Here is a 16,030-nt window from a genome sequence, read left to right on the forward strand (position 1 = left end):
AATTTCGACCCGAGCATGGACTCGTCCGCGGCGAGTGCCCGAAATGTCGTCGGGCCTTTTTCCCCCTTGCGAGTACTGCTCGGCTTTGACGCCCGCGAACTCACGCCGGCCCTGGTCCAACGGATGACTCAAACGGCGGCCGAGACCCGTTCTAGTTCTCTCGGAACAATCGATCACACAAATCCGCATTTATTTACATTAAATTGGGAGTCCTCCCGCAATGGCAAAGACAATCGACCATAAACCAACGGTGCGTCCTGGTGTGCCTTTCCCGCTCCAGTTTGCACTTATGGTCGCCGCTCTATCCATCGGAGGAGGGCGAACACTGTTTGCTGGCGAGTCTCCGACCAAAGCGGCTCAGATCGAATCGTCGAAGAAATCTGCTTCGATGAATGGCAGGAAGGTGCCCTTAAGACATCCATTTCCTCCTCCCCCTCTGTCTCCTAATGTCGATCTGCCTCGCGAGCCTTTCAATAGCTTTTTTCCGGATCCGAATGTCCCCGAAGGCTCGAAGGAGCTTCAGAAGAACATTGCCGAGGTTTTGAGACGCCTCAGTACGCCATATCCTTCGAGAATTGCGCACTTTGCCTGGTTGAACACCAATCCCGACTGGCAAAAATTCGGGGTCCGTCTGGCAGGTTGGAACGGGATGATCGTCAAGGCGAATGAGTTGGCTGACAATGTTTGGATCGCCAAGGTTCATGTACGACCTTGCACAGTGGCGGCCGGCCGATCTCTCGTGTACGACTATGTGGAGGAGGTTTACCGTTATCAAAACGGCAAACTTATTTTGATCGAGACCGATGCTGGTGTCCCAAAGCCTGACAAGCAGAGGCTCGCCCTGCATTGAACTCGACTTGGATTATGGCGAATGACAAAGAGAGTGATATCGCCTAGTGCTTCTCAGGCATTGATCGTGTCCGTTCCGCGAAGTGCATCTTCAATTGGGCTGGGTGAGTCGTCAAGCTTGGTCCATCGCCACAAATGGGGATGCGATGGCCAATACGAAACGCGATGCGACGAAGGAAGCCTTCTGGCGGGACGCCATCGGGCGGCAGGCCCAAAGCGGGCTGTCGGTGCGGGAGTTCTGCCGGCGGCACGGGCTCAGCGAGCCGTCGTTCTATGAGCGGCGACGCACGTATCAGGAACGCGACGCCCATCGATCCGCGGCCCCGCCGGCGTTCGTCCCGGTGATCGTCCGCGACGACCGGCCGAGGGAAACGGCGTCGGACGCGGGCCTCGTCATCGAGTTGCGGGGCGGCCGGCTGTTGCGGCTGCCCGGCTCGATGACGGCCGGGCGGGTCGCCGAACTGGTCCGGGCCCTCGAGGCGGCGGAGGCGACGGCGTGATCACCTCCAACCCGGGCACCGAGGGCGTGCGGGTCTGGGTCGCCACCCAGCCGGTCGACATGAGGAAGGGCTTCGATGGTGCTACATGATGACCTCCGCTCCACGATGAGTGAGAATCGCTGGCCGCGCAAGAGTTCCTTCAACTCCTTGAGTGGCTTTTTCCGGTCCGGGACCAGGTAGAGGCCAATCTCCGGATCGCGTTCGATCTGCAGCCGCCCTTGGCGGATCAAGTAATAAGCCCAAGACGTGTGCTCACCCAGCCGCCTGACCGCTTGGCCAAGGCTGATCCATCCCGGCAAGCCGTGGCGTTGGAATTCGGTCCGACGCGCAGAGACGCCGTGTTTCTCCCGAATTCGTCTCACCGACTCGACGCCCAGACGCCGCTTCAGCGGCGCATGATAGCCGGCGGCCGTCAACTCCGCGGCGATCTGCTGGTCGGATTCCCCGGCCTGCGCCCGCCGCACGACTTCGTCGATCAACTCCTCGCCTTTCTCCATCTCCGCATAGGTCACGACCGGCAGGTCCAGCAAGGCCGTCGTCCAGTCGCCACCTTTCCAGATGATCCGGGCCTCGCACTTGTCCGCGGCGGGGCGATGCAGCACGACCTTATCAATCAAAGAACGCAGTAGTTCTTTCTTATGGATATTAATGAGCGTCCCATTGTCCCACATCTGCCGCAAGGAAGGGCGGGCCTCGTCGAGCTGTCTGCGAAGGTCGTCGCTGGGTGTGACCGCTGATTGATGTCAATGACCGCCTCATTTTCCGGCCCTGGGAGTCACGCGAACGGCCCGAACACCTCATCCCAGGTGCGTCGGAGTGTAAAGCCTGAATATCCTTTTCAGAATGGCCGTTTCTGATACGATGGTGATCGACTTGCGACTCTCTGAAGCTGTCAGGGGTGGGCTAGAGATCACCCATGCTATCCCTACCTTGGCGGCCCCGGTGGGGAGGAGATGGATTATGCGGCGTGCGTTCATAATCTTTCTGGCCGCCGGCGCTCCGCTCGCTGTGGGCCTGGTCTCAGGCCCGGGGCGTGCCGACTCGCCCTTACCCCCTCCGGCGAGGCAGACGATCTGGTCGAACAACCGGTGGTTCTTCGCCATCACAGACCCGAAGGACTGGACTACGACCATTTACCGGGCGACCCCAGACGGTAAGGGCATCAAGTCCTGGGCGATGCTCGGCTATCTCCGCTTCGCCTGGCTCGCCGACGACGGGGAGCATCTCGTCGCCGCCCCCCCCGGTTGGTCGGGGCTGGTCCCTCTCGATTACGACAAGGAGCACGTGATTCTCTACTTTCTTGCTCGGGGGGAGTTGCTGAACAAGGTCACGCTTGGTCAGGTCATCGGCGACCTCTCGAAGCTCCCGCGCACTGCATCCCATTACGCCTGGGGACATGTCGTCGGCTTCGATCAAGACGGGTATTTCGCCATCGAGACGGTGGAGAACCGCGCCATTCCGATTTGATGCGTCTAAGGGCGAGTCGCTCATTGACGCGCCCTCGAAGGCCCCCCCATGAAGGGGTTCGACGACGCAGCACACCGGAAGCCCTCGATTTTAAGCCAAAGCTTCCAGGTCAACCTCGATGACCACCGTCACGCAATCGAACGCCTGTCTTCAGTTACGCGGCCCGACCACCATGGATGAATCCAACTTTTGGCTCATGCTTGAGTTCCGCATCGAAGGGGAGACGCAGGGGTTTGCTGACCGCCGACTCCGCGGCCTCTGGTGCGATGGCTTCCTCCCCGATCGCTACCTCCTCGACGACCCATCGCCGCGGATCGAGGGGCGCGCCTGGATCGGCAAAGCGGGCCGGGGCGGTTGGCAGGAGCTATGGGGGTTCACCCTCCTGCTCGCTGGCCCCGTGGCTTCCCGCGCGAGTATCCCGTGGGCATGCCTATTTCCGCCCTACGACGTAACCCGGTGGCTCACCATCGACCTAACCAAGAAGAGCCTCGTCATCGAGCCGGGGGTAGCCGTGCCCGACGGTCGACCACGCGACAAAGTCGTTCCGCCGAAGTGAGCAAATTGATTTGTGCGCCAGCAGTGAACTATGAACGACGATTGACAGGTGCGAAAAGTTTCGAGAGAAGCCATTCGAATTCTTCCGACACGGCTCCGGCAATTCTTACAACGATCCGCAACAGCGCTTGGATCCCGATAGAAGTCGCTCTATCTCCAAAGGCTTGTTTTTGTCAGGTTCTGAGCGGAGTTAAGTGTTCCTGACGCTTGTTTGCAAGCCTCTGGCGCGACCCGCGAAAACACCGGGATCCAAGCGCTGTTGCGGGTCGTTGAATTCTTAACATCAATCATCGGTCACACCCATTTGTTGCAAGAAGCCTATCCAGCTTCGGTCTGAGGACCACATGCGGACCGATGCCTCTCGGTCTCTGCTAGAAAGCAAGATCAGCCCGTTGGACTGGTTTATCGCCGAACTCAACAAGCCCCAGAGCGACCGATCACGAGCCATCGATCTCCTCGCGGCGGTCCGTGACGCCTCAAGCATTGACGGGCAGAAGGGGCGACATAGCAATCATCACCATTAATAGAAAATTGATCTGTTCCCCTCTCTAGTGCGTCGTGTCTATCACACCTATCTCCGACCTTGCTGTCCGAGGTCAGACATCTTATCGCCCCCGAGGGCGTGGCTTTGGCTGAGGCTGTTCGCAGGTACCGCTGCCGCCGATGCGGTACTCGATCTCATGCTTAGGGAAGCGGATGCCAGAGCCAAACTTGTCTGGTCCGCAAACGTGCAGGTAGAAGGTATCGGACAAACCGGACAGCGAGAACTCGAGGGTGTTCCCATTCTTACCGCCATCACTGTAGATATCCAACGTGCGTGAGGTGCGGTTGTACCACCAATCTCCTTTTTTTGCGGTGAAAGGCGGGTTCCCGAACGGACGAAAGTCGGTGCCAGCAACAAACTCCCAAAAGGGTTTATCATCATCGTCCATACCAATGTAAATAAAAAGCACTGAATTATCACCTTTTTCTTTCGAATTAATATTGCAAAGAAGCTTACGCATTGCCGAATCTCCCGGTGATATCAGGACCAAAGGGTACGGGGTCAAAAGAGCCGGCTGAATGCCCCGTTTCGTGAGACCGACTGGCCCCCTTTCCTGGACCTATTCGCAGTCTCGGGCTGGGGCCGATACCGAAGAGGCGGGTTTCCAGCTCGCGGCAACTCTCAGGCAGGTGAACCCACGCACGCATCTCTCGTCGCCGGATGGAGCGGGGAGAGCTGGGTGGAACGCGACGTGTCGGGGTTCCATGACCACCCCTCTCTTCTTCTCCTCAAGCCTGATTTCACGCCTCTGGGAAGAACTACGCCGGGGCCGCCACGACCGTGACGCGGATTCGTCGGCCGCCCGTTTTGCTGCAGTTCGCCTCTATGAACAGGGCAGACAGGGGAACATAGCAATAGTGTTAGGCACTCAGTTAGCGCTGCGAATTTCGACCCGATCATGGACTCGTCCGCGGCGTGGGGAACTCCCCTCAGTGGCATGGGGCGAGCCACCGATGTGAGCGTGTCGCGAACCACCGCGCAGCGGCGAACACCGCGGGCTCGGGAGCCGAACCGCAAGCGTCAAACGGCTTCGCCCTCCAATTTGCTAATATGTTTGATTAGCCAATTTCGGATTGCCTAGCCCGCGAAATACAGGCAGATCATCTCGTAAGACCGCAGCGTCGGCTTGCGGCCCACCCACAGGCTGAATCACAGGCACGCAATGATTGCGAAGTACGCATGAATCTCGATCCCCTTGGGATGCGTACCGAGCAGATGGCGACAGCCGAGCACGGGGCTGAAAGTGCCGACCGTTGGCAAGTGGAACATCGTCGCTCCACTCTGAATCCCATATCGAGCCCAAACAGTCTACCTCGCCTAATTAAGGCTTCATCTCCCCCAAACAAGTGCCAGCAAAGCGACGGACCAGGCCACTCGCTCCACTTCCACCTGACTGCCCGCCAGACGACGGGCTATGAGTTGGTACACCAGGAGTGCAGGTGCCCGCCCAAGGCCGTGACCGGTCTTTCCTTACTTCATTACCGGGTGAGCGTTCCCCCGCCCGATGACCTTAGCGGAGGCGAAACTCCAAGCCAGGCTAACTTCGTCCTGAGTGACAAGGCTTCACAGTGGTGAGGACGGGCGGGGAATCCTCAAGCTTGCCAGCGGAGGCAGGTGCGGACGGGACTGCCGAGGAGGTGGTCCTGATCGTAGCCAACGACTTCGCCATGCTTCAAATGGACCTGGCCAACCAGCCTTTCGCCAAGTCCGAACACAACCAGGCCTTGAGAGAGCATTTTGAACGAGAAATGAGACGGGGACACAGCAATTATCAACGAAAGTCAATAATCACCATGCCCCCTTCTTATTCAACGGCATCGGTATCGCGGTCCGTCGAACCTTACGTTTCGAAGCGGCTTATGAGTCGTCTGTCGCCGAGGCCTTCGGCAACTTACCTTCGAGTACCGCGTACCGCTCACCCGCCTTCCTGAAGCTCATGCCGTTGTCGATGAACTTCCGCTCCTGACGCTGAACGTTCGCCACCGCGAACAGCTTGCGCACGATCGTGGGGCTGTTTTCGTTGCCCGCCTCGCTACGGGTGCTCTCCTTGTCCGGTCGCCAGGACTCGATCAGCTCGGGGACGACTTCGAGGAGAAGCTTCACACGGGTGGCCCGTGCGAGCTTCGGATCTTCGAGCTTCGCCAGAACCTGGGCCGGAGTTCTCTGAGAGGTGCCGGAGACAGTCTTTACCAGGCCGTCGTCCGTCGGCGTCGGGCCGAGCGCCGTACGCGCGAAGGGCTGGAGTGCGAGCTTCTCCGCTTTGAAGGGATCGCGATCCAATACACCTGTTTTGTATGCATGCACCTCTTCAATGATGCCGCGTAATGCGACGGCGAGCGGCGTTCGGGACTCGGCCCGCGCCAGATCGAGGGAGACCCGCAGGAGGTTCGCGAGGTGCTCGTTTTGCAGCCTTCGATCGCTCGGGTGGCGTTCCGCTGCCTGCATGAGGAGCCCGTTGGCCCATCGCGTCTGTCCCGCCTTGGCTTCGATCAGCGCACGCAGTGAGGCCGCCTCGCCATCGTCGAGCGCCCGTACCGTCAAACCAGCCGGGGGCCCGGCGGTCGCACTCGTCGCCATTGTGACAGGCGGCGTAACTGATGGGCTGCGTGGCGCCGGCTCAGAGGCCGGTGGAGTGTTGAGCGGGCCCTCTCCCGGGGCCGGGTCAGCCACCTCGTTATATTGCCGAAGTGGCCCAGTCGGTAGCCGCCGCTCCCGAACCGGCGCCGGCCGGGCCGGCTCTTCTTCAGGTTCAATCTCGGCGGGCGGCAACGGCACCTCACCGAGCTCGGCCAGGGCGAGCTCGTGGAGCCGATCCACGTCGTCCACATCCTCGTCCAACTCGTCGAACGAGGGGACTGCAATGGGCAGGTCCTTTACCTTTTCACCATCCGCATTCTCGAATCGGGTCAGGACGAGCGCATCCCCTTCCATCCGGCAGTAGATTTCTCGGACGCCGATCCTTTGAATCTCGCCGACGCCGTCGACATAGGTGATTTTGATCGAGGGCGACGAGGAACGTTTGGTCATTCCATCCCTGTACCTCGGATCGGCTTCGGCGGTCGCCAGTAATTGACGGGCGGCGTACGCACCGTACGTGGCGGGGTCGGCTTGGTCGATCCGCAAGCGTCCCTGATCGTCCTTGACGACCCGGATCTCCGGTATCGACCAGGACGTCGACGCTCGAGGCGCATCGGCTCTTGGTTCCGCCTCTCTCCGGCCGCCTTGATCGGTCGATCCTACCACAGCGCCCTTCCTCGAATGTGTCTGGAGGTTTAGATACTCTGTCCCGAGGTCACCCGATCAAAGGCGCCGTTCATGTCGGTGCCCCACCGCCCCGCGGTACTCGACTTCTCACCCGAATCCTCTTACGGAAGTCCTTGACCAGGTTGGGTCCTCTGACTATTTTGACGCTTCATCCCGCTGAAAAGTTCCATACATTCCGGGACATCGAACAGCTCGCCGTCCGCGAAGACCGGTTTGCCCGCATGAGCCGAGCCCCTCGAGCAGAGTGACGCGGCCAGACGTAACGTGAGAGACGGCGTGCCTGGATAAGTTCCCCAGCCCAGCGAAACGATGTCGGCAAGATGACCGGGAGGCGGGATGGCGTCTCGGCCATCTTTTGCGCAACTCAATCATAGTCGGTTGGCCTCGGGCCCCGAAAGGTCCCGTCGCGCAAACTCCGGTCGCCGTTCAGTAACGGCCCATGTCGAGATATCCCTCCACGTCGAAGCGGAGGGGCTCGGGCTCCTGGACGACGCGTGCGCTACCGCCAGGCGGGAGAGCGGCAATCAAACCGGGTGAGACGAGCAGTCGGGTCATCTCCAGGGTGCTGTAGATGAGCGCCGCGCGGACACCGTTCGGTCCCGACGGGCAGACGGCGAGCGCGAGCTCGAGGGCGCGCCGATCGCTCTCGCAGACGATCGGCCGCTGGGCCTGGTTGGGGGTGAGCGCTGAAAGACAGTTGACCGCCGTCCGTTCCCAGTCCACCGCCTCGTCGAAGCGGCGAGTGATGAACTGGCACATGCCGACGCCGATGGCGTTGCCGTGACTTCCCTCAGTCAGGCGGCCGCCGATGATCGTGTGAATTCGCGGCATCGTGGGCTTCCAGGGCTTTCCCTGCTCGTAGCCATAGGGTGATCGCCCGATCGCCTTCGTGTGCATCCCCTGGCCGGATTTGTCCTTTCCCAGAAAGGCACAGTAGAGAAGGTCGAGATCCATCACGGGCAGCGCGGGCATCAGGAGCTTCGAGCGGCCGAGCGCCGCGGCTTCCGTGGCGAAGAACTGGTCCACTGTCACCACGGGAACACCGATGATCTCGGCGGTCTCGTCGCAGGCATTCTCGATGATTCCCAGCCCGCCCGCGATTTTGAGCTCCGTTCCGCTGATCGTCCGTCGCGCGGCCAGTTCGATCGCAGCGCCGAGGCCGATCCGCGGAATATGTCTGTGCATCTCAATCGCGCGCATCTTGGACAGACCCAGGGCGAGGATCTTCGCGAACCCCGACTCCAGCCCGAAGAACGCCGCAGCCAGCGGTACCGGCCAGTCGATGTCGGTGTGCTCCTTCACCCGGTTCAGCAGCACGACGCAATCGCACGCCAGGGCATCCTCCGAGACGTGGACCTCGACATGGTCCACCGTGGCGATATGCCGTGTGTCCATCCGTGAGTGTATGGCGGCTCCGACCGACGCCTCGGTCACGCCTCGGGACGCCGCCATGTCGCGTTCACCGGCCTCGGTCCCACCTCCATGCGTGCCCATGGCGGTCAGGACTCGGACCTCCTTACATTGTGGCTTAAGAAAGTCGACCGCGGCTCGGACCACGGTTTGGATGTCGCGGATGCCGCGGCTCGGCATGGTCAGGCCCACGACCTTGTCGCGCAGGACCGCTGGGTCCGGGAAAAGGTTCCTCATCTCCCGGAACACCGCCGCGGACACATCCCGTTCGCGTGGCCGGGCAAACGTCTGCTCCAGGACACCGAACGGCGGTAATGCCGTCACTCGCGGGCACAGAGAGGTATCCATAGAGCGTTCCCCGAATCCGATCGCCGCAGAGATCAATCGGTGCTTTTTCTCGCGTTACGTAAGGACGCTGGCGGCGGATCGATGGTGTGCGTCGTCCGCCATGGCAGCCACCGCCAGAGGCGTTGAGATAGTTCGGCCGAGCCCTCACGCACACGCCAAGCTCGGGGCGACGACCCGATCACCAACGACTCCGGAGTCCTACGGCCCGACGTGCACCGCCGCGCTGGGGGGCGACTCGTTGCCGGCCGCGTCCAGGAAGGTCAGAGTATAGGTGTGCGGCTCGCTGGCGTCCACTTCGAGGCCGTGGGCCCGCAGGGATACCGGTGGGGAATCGCGGCCCGTGGCGAGGGAGTCCGCGGGCTTGAGGCCGAGTTCCTTCCAGGGCCGGCCGTCGCGATGGATACGCACGACGCGGAGGCCGCCATCGAGCGCCGGGCTGATCCGCCAAGCCAGCCGCGCGGATTTCCCGAGGGTGCGATCGACGAACAATTGGGGCGGCGCGAGCCGGGGGTTCACCGGACGCAGCGTGCCATGCTCGGAGAACTCGCGCCAGTGCTCGGCCAGGTCGGGGGTGGGAAGCCACGCCAAGGCGGGATCGCGCAGGGTTTCGGTGGTGGTGTCACGACGCTCCCGCGTGGCGATGTCGACGAGGACTCCGGCGGGTTTTTCGCCGGCGGTGCGGGCCGAGAGCACGGCGTCGAAGAACGGGATGATGATCAGCCGCGAGTCATCGCAATTGTGCTCGGAGCGGGGGTCGACCACCCGCCCCGCTGGGCTGCCCTGGAGGCGGAGCGCGCGATACATCGCGTTCATCGGCTCCCACGAGACAAAGTGGCTGGAACTCGGCACGGCCTCGCGCTTGCCCCACACGAAGAGGAGCGGCAGCTCACGCGACGTCTCGAGGAACCGCGCGCGGAACTCGGGCGAACCGAACTGCTTGTGGCAGCCGCCGCGGAACGACGCCGCCAGCACGCGGCCGGGGTGCCGCAAGATCATCTGCGCGGACCAGCTCGACCCGCCGGAGTGCCCCCAGAACACCCAGGGCACGTCGGTCAGCTCCGCACGCCCCGCATCCCGGGCGAAGCCCGCGAGTGCGGCCAGAAGTGCGCGTTCCGATCCGCTGTCCGGGTCGTTCCACTCGTCGCAGGCCCCCGCCACCCGGTACATGGGCACCAGCAAGGCGCAGTCGTGATTCCGCGCCAGCGCCCGCCAGTGGCAATCCCCCGTCACCGGCGGATGCTGCTCGGGCGCGGCATTCGTACAGCCGTGCTGGTGGACGATCACGCCACGTACCGGCTTCTTCGTATCGGGAATCCAGCAGGAGAACTCAGCACGCTCGAACCGGTCTCCGTCCCCCGGCGAGATCGTCCGCGTGAGCAACAAGCCATCCTCCGCCGGAGCCCCGGCCGTGGCCACCGCGGCGAGCGGAGAGCAGAGCAACAGGAACACGGACGCGGCGGTCGCGAAGTGGGTCGGCTTCATGGTATGGGGCGTAAAGTGAGAGATCGGTTTTCATAATCAAGCCCAGAGCGTTCACTGCTAAGGCCTGTGTGATGCGCTAAAGTGCACCCTGGGGATTGGACCAACGGGGTGCCGTCTTTATGGTACGCGGGCAGGGTCGGCGTGACGACAACCAACCCGATGAATCTCGACTCTCTCGACCGAAAACCGTGCGAGATCAGGGGCCTATCACACAGCAGCTGAGGGAGTACGAGTGGCCAGGCACCGCAGTGGCGAGATCGGGAAAATGTAGTCGAAGCTGGGAGCATGGCCTGTGTCCTTGGGGGATTTTTCAGGCGATCCACATTTCCTACTTACACGAAACTCATACAAAGTTATCTTACTATTAATCACATGCCACTTCAAAAGACACATCAAAGCAAAAGCACGTTGTATCGCCTCACGAGTCTCATTACGATCGCGGCAAACCGACCCTCCGATCATACCGATCTCGGCCCGTCCGACGATCGATGGCGGGAGGCTCGAAGTCGACGGGGAGACCTCCTATGCTCGTCACGTTCGCCTTGTTGATGACGATCCCAGCCGTCGCCGTCGATGCCCCGGACCGACGCGGGGCGTGGTCGGTTTCGACGGGTGGATCGGCTCGACCGACGAGCGGGGCGAAATCCGGTTCAACGGCCTGCCCGGGCGCAAGTCGTTCGTGGCAGGCTTACTCGACGGTCGGACCCCGCCGCCATGGTCGACGACGGGCCCGATGCCGGCGGGCGACGCCCTCCGGGGGCGGTTCGCGCTCGTCCCGGCCGCCGAGGTCGCGGTCATCCCGGGCCGCGAAGCGACTCTCGTACTGCGGGCCAGGCCGATCGGCTATGTCCGCGGAACGCTCAATCTCGCCGACGGCCGGCAGGCCGCCGACTATGAGGTCGTCCCCTGGTACGACATGCGCGTCCTCCAGCCGAGCTGGCGGTACGACCCGGCGACGGGCGACTTCCTCGCCGGGCCGTTCCCCAGCGGCCCGGCGACGCTCCAGTTCTCGGAGAAGATGCCCGACGGGACGCAGCGGAACTGCGGCCGGCAGGTGGTCGAGATCATCGCGGCCGAGGTGGCGCACGTCGAGCTCAAGCCTGGCGAGAGTGCCTGGCTTCCTGGTCCTGGCTCACCTCTTGGTGATTCCAGAGGCCAAGGATTACCGATTCGGTCCGTCATCCAAGTCGAGAGCAATCCCCGGCTCAGCACGAATCCGGTAGAACTCGGTTCTCCGAAGCAGACAGACCCAGAGAAGTGCCATACATGATACCATAAGCAACTTACCCAGCGGCGAGATTTGCCCCTTCGCGGGACCAAGCACGGCGAATCCAACGAATCCCCAATGCAGGACGAAACCGAGGACCATAACCATGGCTCGCCTTGCAGTCAGCTCGGAATCATCCAATGACCATGCGCTTCGATTCCGACCCGAAAGTCACGCCAGTTCAACCAGAGGATGATCAGCAATAGTGCGGCGAGGATCCAAGTCAACTTAGCGCCCTCCGCATTTCCGGATCTCGACACGACCTGTCGTGGCCTTCGTCCGACGCGATCCTCACCGCATGAGATTGACAAGGAAAAAAGCGACTTCCAAAAATCAGCACTCAATCAACTTCATCAAGAATCACCACTTATCGATCGGTCCAGTGGGTACAGGAACCTTCGGTTCGAAGTGGCCGGGGAGCGGCGAGGCTGGCCCGGCCTGACGGATCGCCGCGACGGTCTCGTCGAAGAGGTCGGCACTGGCGAGGTTGATCAGGCGATGATAAAGCGCCTTTGCCGGCCGGATCGAGTGGCTGTACCACTTGATGATCTTGCGGAACTGGAGGCAGGCAAGCCGCTCACCCCGGCCATCCACAAGTCCATGGAAGTGACGTGACATCAGGTCGACGCGATCCTCGAAGGACGGCTCGGGACCGGGGGTTCCGTGCTCGGCCCAGTGCGCGAGTTGACGGAACAGAAACGGATTCGAGAGCGCTCCGCGACCAATCGAGATCGCCGCACAGCCGGTCTCGCGGAAGGTGGTGGCGGCATCGGCGAGCGTGCGGATGTCGCCGTTGCCCACGATCGGCATCCGCTCAACAGCTTCGACCACCGCCCGGATCCCCGAACGATCGACGCTCCCCCGGAAGCCTTGTTCACGCGTGCGCCCGTGGATGATCACCCCGGCCACTCCGACCTTCTCGAACTCGCGGGCCAGGTTGGGTGCCGAGAGGGTTTCCGCGTCCCAACCGAGCCGCATTTTGACCGTGACCGGAACATTCACCGCGTTCACAACGCTCTCAACCAGCGCGGTCGCCGAGTCGGCCTGACACATCAGGGCCGAGCCTCCCCCGGTTTTGACCACCTTGTTGACCGGGCATCCCATATTAATATCAACGAGGGATGCTCCCTGGTCCACGGCCCAACGTGCCGCCTCCTGCATCTCGGAGATCACGTGGCCGTAGATCTGGATCGACATCGGCTGATCTTGAGGGCAGGTCTCGGCCAGTTCGAAGGAACGGCGGCGTCGCTCGATAATCGAGCGAGCGTTGACGAGGTCGGTCGTCGCCAGGCCAAGACCGCCGCACTCGCGGACGGCCAGCCGGAACGCCATGCTCGTGTATCCCGCCAGAGGCGCGAGGAAGAAACGCGAGGGAATTGAAACGTTTCCCAGCATCAAGGGCTCGCGGACAATCGACGGCGCCACTTCATCTTGCATGACAGATCATTCCAGAGGGATAGCCGAGAATTCAGCAGTGTTTCGTGTGAAAAAACCAAGGCAAGGCAGGCACAACATCCTGAGAACGGATTGCGAACCGTGTACTTCTCTCCGTGCTTCATAGCGGAATTGGTTATTCTAACCAAGCAAGGGCTAGTTTCACGAGAGGGAATGCAATGCGGCAGACGAGCGACGCGGACGCTGAGTCTTGGGTTCTGACCACGGAACCGGGACGTGCGCTCCTGGACATGGTCACAGCGACCTCCACTTACGGCCCGACCGAGCTTCAGCGCTGGCGGCGTGGGGCCGAGCCCGACCAGGTTGCGGCGGCGGTCCGCCTGGCCGTGGGCCGAGCCCGTGGAAGTTCCAAGTTCACCCGAGCCAAGGCAATGTGGTTCGAGCCGGTCGGCCTCGAGCAGGCCACGACCGAGACCGTCGCGAGGCACAAGGCAGGCCGATTTCGCGGCTCGCACCTGCTCGATCTCTGTTGCGGAATTGGCGGCGATACGCTGGCCCTCGCCAGCGAAGCCCAGGTCGTCGCCGTCGACGCCGACCAGGGAATGTGCCGGCGGACCCGCTGGAACGCCCAGGTCTACGACGTTGCCGAGCGCGTCGACGTGATTCGGGCCCAGGCCGAGCGAATCGCCTACCCGAGTCAGTGGCTCGTTCACGTCGACCCCGACCGTCGCCAAGTGGGATCGAAACGAGCCCGCGATTTGCTTGACTACTCGCCCGGCCTGGCGTTTCTCCAGACGCTACCGGGGCGTGTCCGCGGCGGCGCAATCAAGCTCGGTCCGGCGAGCGACTTCGTGACTCATTTCGGTGAGCAGGATTGCGAACTGGAACTGATCAGCCTGGGAGGTGAGTGCAAGAAGCCACGGTCTGGTTCGGAGCACTCGCGACCTGCCGCCGCCGCGCAACCCGACTTCCAGAAAAGGTCTCCTGGACAGACCAGGATGGCCCGAGCAACCCATTCGTCCCGATCGCGAGCCCTCTAGCCTGGGTCTACGATCCAGATCCGGCCCTCGGCCGCGCGGGACTGCTCGACAGCTTCGCCGCCGCGAATGGACTGGCCCGCTGCGCCCCTGGGATCGATTTTCTGACCGGGCCCGAACCAATTGATTCCCCGTTTCTCGCCTGTTTTGAGGTCCTGGAAATCCTTCCCCTCGATCTCAAAACGATCGGAAAACTGGTGACCGCAAGAAAGCTCGGCCCACTGGAAATCAAAACCAAAGGAACCGATTTACGCCCCGAGGCCCTCCGCGCCCAATGGAAGCCCCGCGGCCCTCATCCGGCGACACTCCTCCTGATGGGGGGCAAGGGGACCGCTCGTGCGATCCTGGCCAGTCGCCGGAGTGCCCCTGTTTCCCAGCCTCACTCGTAGCGTCCAGAGAACGAAGCCATCATCTTAACCTCCGCTTTGGCAAGGAGATAGGAAGGATTCTGGCCGCTGAACCATCACAATTCGTTGATGAATTTAGCACGGGTTAGTCGATGCGTTTCCTTGCACCGCCGCTACGGACGGAGGATCGGGGACCGACGCGAATGCGAAGCGGAGTCCCAATCCCGGCGCCCGGAAGACACGGCACAATACCCCAGTGCCCGACCTGATCGACTCCAACACAGGTCGATTCTCAGGAACGGAACAGCGGGAGGGGCTCGAAGTGCTCTCCCAGCGCGGCCTCGGCCGGCAGCTTCAACCAGCGCCCCAGCACGGTCGCGTAGACCCGACGGAAGTCGATCGCGTACTCAGGGTCATCGCCTTTCAAATGCGCCAGGTCGGGATACGGGCCATGCAGGCCACCCTGCACGGCTCGGCCGAGGAGGAAGACAGGCGCCGAGGTGCCGTGGTCGGTGCCCGCACTGGCGTTCTCGCGGAGGCGGCGACCGAACTCGGAGAAGACCAGGACCGCGACCCGGTCTCCGTCGCCGGAGCGGTCGAGGTCGGTCAGGAAAGCCTGTACCGAGCGGCTCAGCTCACGCAGCAGGCCAGAGTGCCGGTTGAGCTGCTCCGCGTGGGTATCGAAGCCACCGAGCTGGGCGTAGTAGATTGGCGTCGACAACCCAGAGCGGATCAATCGGGCGACCAGTCGAAGTCGCTTGGCCAGGACGTAGGTGTCGGGATATTTGGCCGCGTCGTCGTCGCGAAGGACGTTTTCAAGCCGGGCGCTGCTGGCGTAAGAGACCACCGTGCTTCGCGCGACGAACTGGAGCAATGGGTTCTCCACGCTCCCTCCCTGATTGGCGATGCGGTCGAGGGCCGCGCGCTGCTCGTCGGCCCCGTCGGACCTGGGCACACCCAGGCGTCGGCGGAACTGCTCGATCGTCGCCAGCGAGGGGACGTGCTGCTGTCCCCCGCGCAAGGATTGGGGCAGTGCCTCCGTAGCGATGTGCAAGGCCGGGGCGTCGCCGCCCGGGGCCGCCGGGCTGGCGTCGATGGCCCGGGCCAGCCAGCCGGGGTTCTCCCGGCCCGGGTTGAGCCTTGCCGTCTGCCAGATGGCCATCGACTCGGAGTGCGACCGGTTCGGGTTAGGATAGCCGACCGACTGCACAATCGCCAGCCGGCCGTCTTCGCGGAGTTTCGCGAAGTCGCTGAGCGACGGGTGCAGCCCGACATGCTCGTCAATCGGCTTGAGATTCTCCGATTTCAAGGCGAGTTTCGGGCGGCTCTTGTGGTAGATGTCGTCGCCGTGGGGGACGACCGTGTTGAGGCCGTCGTTACCTCCGTCGAGCTGAATGACGACGAGGATCCGGCCGTCGGCGCCGCGCCTCGGGCCGTCGGCCAGGGCGTGCGCGGAGCGAGCCAGGAAGGTCGGTACGGTTGTGCCACAGGCCAGGAGTGTGGAGCCTCCCAGGCCCAGTCGGAGCATTTCGCGTCGCGTGGTCGTCACGGTCGGTTCTCCCCCC

At 62.5% G+C, this 16,030-nt stretch carries 14 protein-coding genes; 8 read left to right on the forward strand and 6 right to left on the reverse strand.

Going from position 1 to position 16,030, the window contains the following annotated elements; all coding sequences use genetic code 11:
• The first annotated feature begins 220 nt into the window (after window positions 1–220).
• The 5 genes from V5E97_RS19215 (at window position 221) to V5E97_RS19235 (ending at window position 3,372) form a co-directional block, all read left to right on the forward strand.
• Window positions 221–850 (forward strand): hypothetical protein, encoded by a 630-nt coding sequence (locus tag V5E97_RS19215; protein WP_406700895.1) that lies wholly within the window; start codon window positions 221–223, stop codon window positions 848–850.
• A gap of 145 nt (window positions 851–995) precedes the next feature.
• Window positions 996–1,349 carry an IS66 family insertion sequence element accessory protein TnpA gene (gene tnpA, locus V5E97_RS19220; RefSeq protein ID WP_406700896.1) on the forward strand — a complete coding sequence of 118 codons (354 nt, stop codon included), beginning with the start codon at window positions 996–998 and terminating at the stop codon, window positions 1,347–1,349.
• Between the two features lie 338 nt (window positions 1,350–1,687).
• The gene (locus V5E97_RS19225; protein WP_406700897.1) at window positions 1,688–1,978 is read left to right on the forward strand and encodes a hypothetical protein; all 291 of its coding nucleotides are present in this window, start codon (window positions 1,688–1,690) and stop codon (window positions 1,976–1,978) included.
• A 331-nt stretch (window positions 1,979–2,309) separates the two neighbouring features.
• Entirely contained in the window at window positions 2,310–2,816 is a 507-nt protein-coding gene (locus tag V5E97_RS19230; RefSeq protein ID WP_406700898.1) for a hypothetical protein, read from the forward strand.
• A 118-nt stretch (window positions 2,817–2,934) separates the two neighbouring features.
• Window positions 2,935–3,372: a hypothetical protein gene (locus V5E97_RS19235; RefSeq protein ID WP_406700899.1), complete on the forward strand. Its 438-nt coding sequence runs from the start codon at window positions 2,935–2,937 to the stop codon at window positions 3,370–3,372.
• Window positions 3,373–3,976: 604 nt separating this feature from the next.
• On the opposite strand, the gene V5E97_RS19240 is transcribed toward V5E97_RS19235, so the two are convergent.
• The 4 genes from V5E97_RS19240 to V5E97_RS19255 form a co-directional block, all read right to left on the reverse strand.
• Entirely contained in the window at window positions 3,977–4,375 is a 399-nt protein-coding gene (locus V5E97_RS19240) for a hypothetical protein (protein WP_406700900.1), read from the reverse strand.
• A gap of 1,397 nt (window positions 4,376–5,772) precedes the next feature.
• Window positions 5,773–7,158, reverse strand: a complete 1,386-nt coding sequence (locus tag V5E97_RS19245) for a hypothetical protein (protein ID WP_406700901.1) — start codon at window positions 7,156–7,158, stop codon at window positions 5,773–5,775.
• A 447-nt stretch (window positions 7,159–7,605) separates the two neighbouring features.
• The gene (locus V5E97_RS19250; RefSeq protein WP_406700902.1) at window positions 7,606–8,937 is read right to left on the reverse strand and encodes a DUF2088 domain-containing protein; all 1,332 of its coding nucleotides are present in this window, start codon (window positions 8,935–8,937) and stop codon (window positions 7,606–7,608) included.
• Window positions 8,938–9,135: 198 nt separating this feature from the next.
• A complete protein-coding gene (locus V5E97_RS19255) occupies window positions 9,136–10,419 on the reverse strand; it encodes a hypothetical protein (RefSeq protein ID WP_406700903.1) in 1,284 nt (427 codons plus the stop codon).
• A 595-nt stretch (window positions 10,420–11,014) separates the two neighbouring features.
• On the opposite strand from V5E97_RS19255, the gene V5E97_RS19260 reads away from it, so the two are divergent.
• On the forward strand, window positions 11,015–11,689 hold the full coding sequence (locus V5E97_RS19260; protein ID WP_406700904.1) for a hypothetical protein: 675 nt from the start codon (window positions 11,015–11,017) through the stop codon (window positions 11,687–11,689).
• A gap of 357 nt (window positions 11,690–12,046) precedes the next feature.
• Here V5E97_RS19260 and dusB read toward each other — a convergent pair whose 3' ends face one another.
• Window positions 12,047–13,123, reverse strand: coding sequence for a tRNA dihydrouridine synthase DusB (gene dusB, locus V5E97_RS19265; protein ID WP_406700905.1), 1,077 nt, complete (start codon window positions 13,121–13,123; stop codon window positions 12,047–12,049).
• Between the two features lie 176 nt (window positions 13,124–13,299).
• On the opposite strand from dusB, the gene V5E97_RS19270 reads away from it, so the two are divergent.
• Together V5E97_RS19270 and V5E97_RS19275 are read left to right on the forward strand one after the other, a co-directional pair.
• Window positions 13,300–14,121 (forward strand): SAM-dependent methyltransferase, encoded by an 822-nt coding sequence (locus V5E97_RS19270; RefSeq protein ID WP_406700906.1) that lies wholly within the window; start codon window positions 13,300–13,302, stop codon window positions 14,119–14,121.
• Window positions 14,122–14,315: 194 nt separating this feature from the next.
• The gene (locus V5E97_RS19275; RefSeq protein WP_406700907.1) at window positions 14,316–14,507 is read left to right on the forward strand and encodes a THUMP-like domain-containing protein; all 192 of its coding nucleotides are present in this window, start codon (window positions 14,316–14,318) and stop codon (window positions 14,505–14,507) included.
• A gap of 250 nt (window positions 14,508–14,757) precedes the next feature.
• Here V5E97_RS19275 and V5E97_RS19280 read toward each other — a convergent pair whose 3' ends face one another.
• The gene (locus tag V5E97_RS19280; protein ID WP_406700908.1) at window positions 14,758–16,014 is read right to left on the reverse strand and encodes a DUF1501 domain-containing protein; all 1,257 of its coding nucleotides are present in this window, start codon (window positions 16,012–16,014) and stop codon (window positions 14,758–14,760) included.
• Window positions 16,015–16,030 lie beyond the last annotated feature (16 nt).

Origin of the sequence: Singulisphaera photorubra (assembly GCF_045290345.1) — a bacterium.
Taxonomy (GTDB): domain Bacteria; phylum Planctomycetota; class Planctomycetia; order Isosphaerales; family Isosphaeraceae; genus Singulisphaera.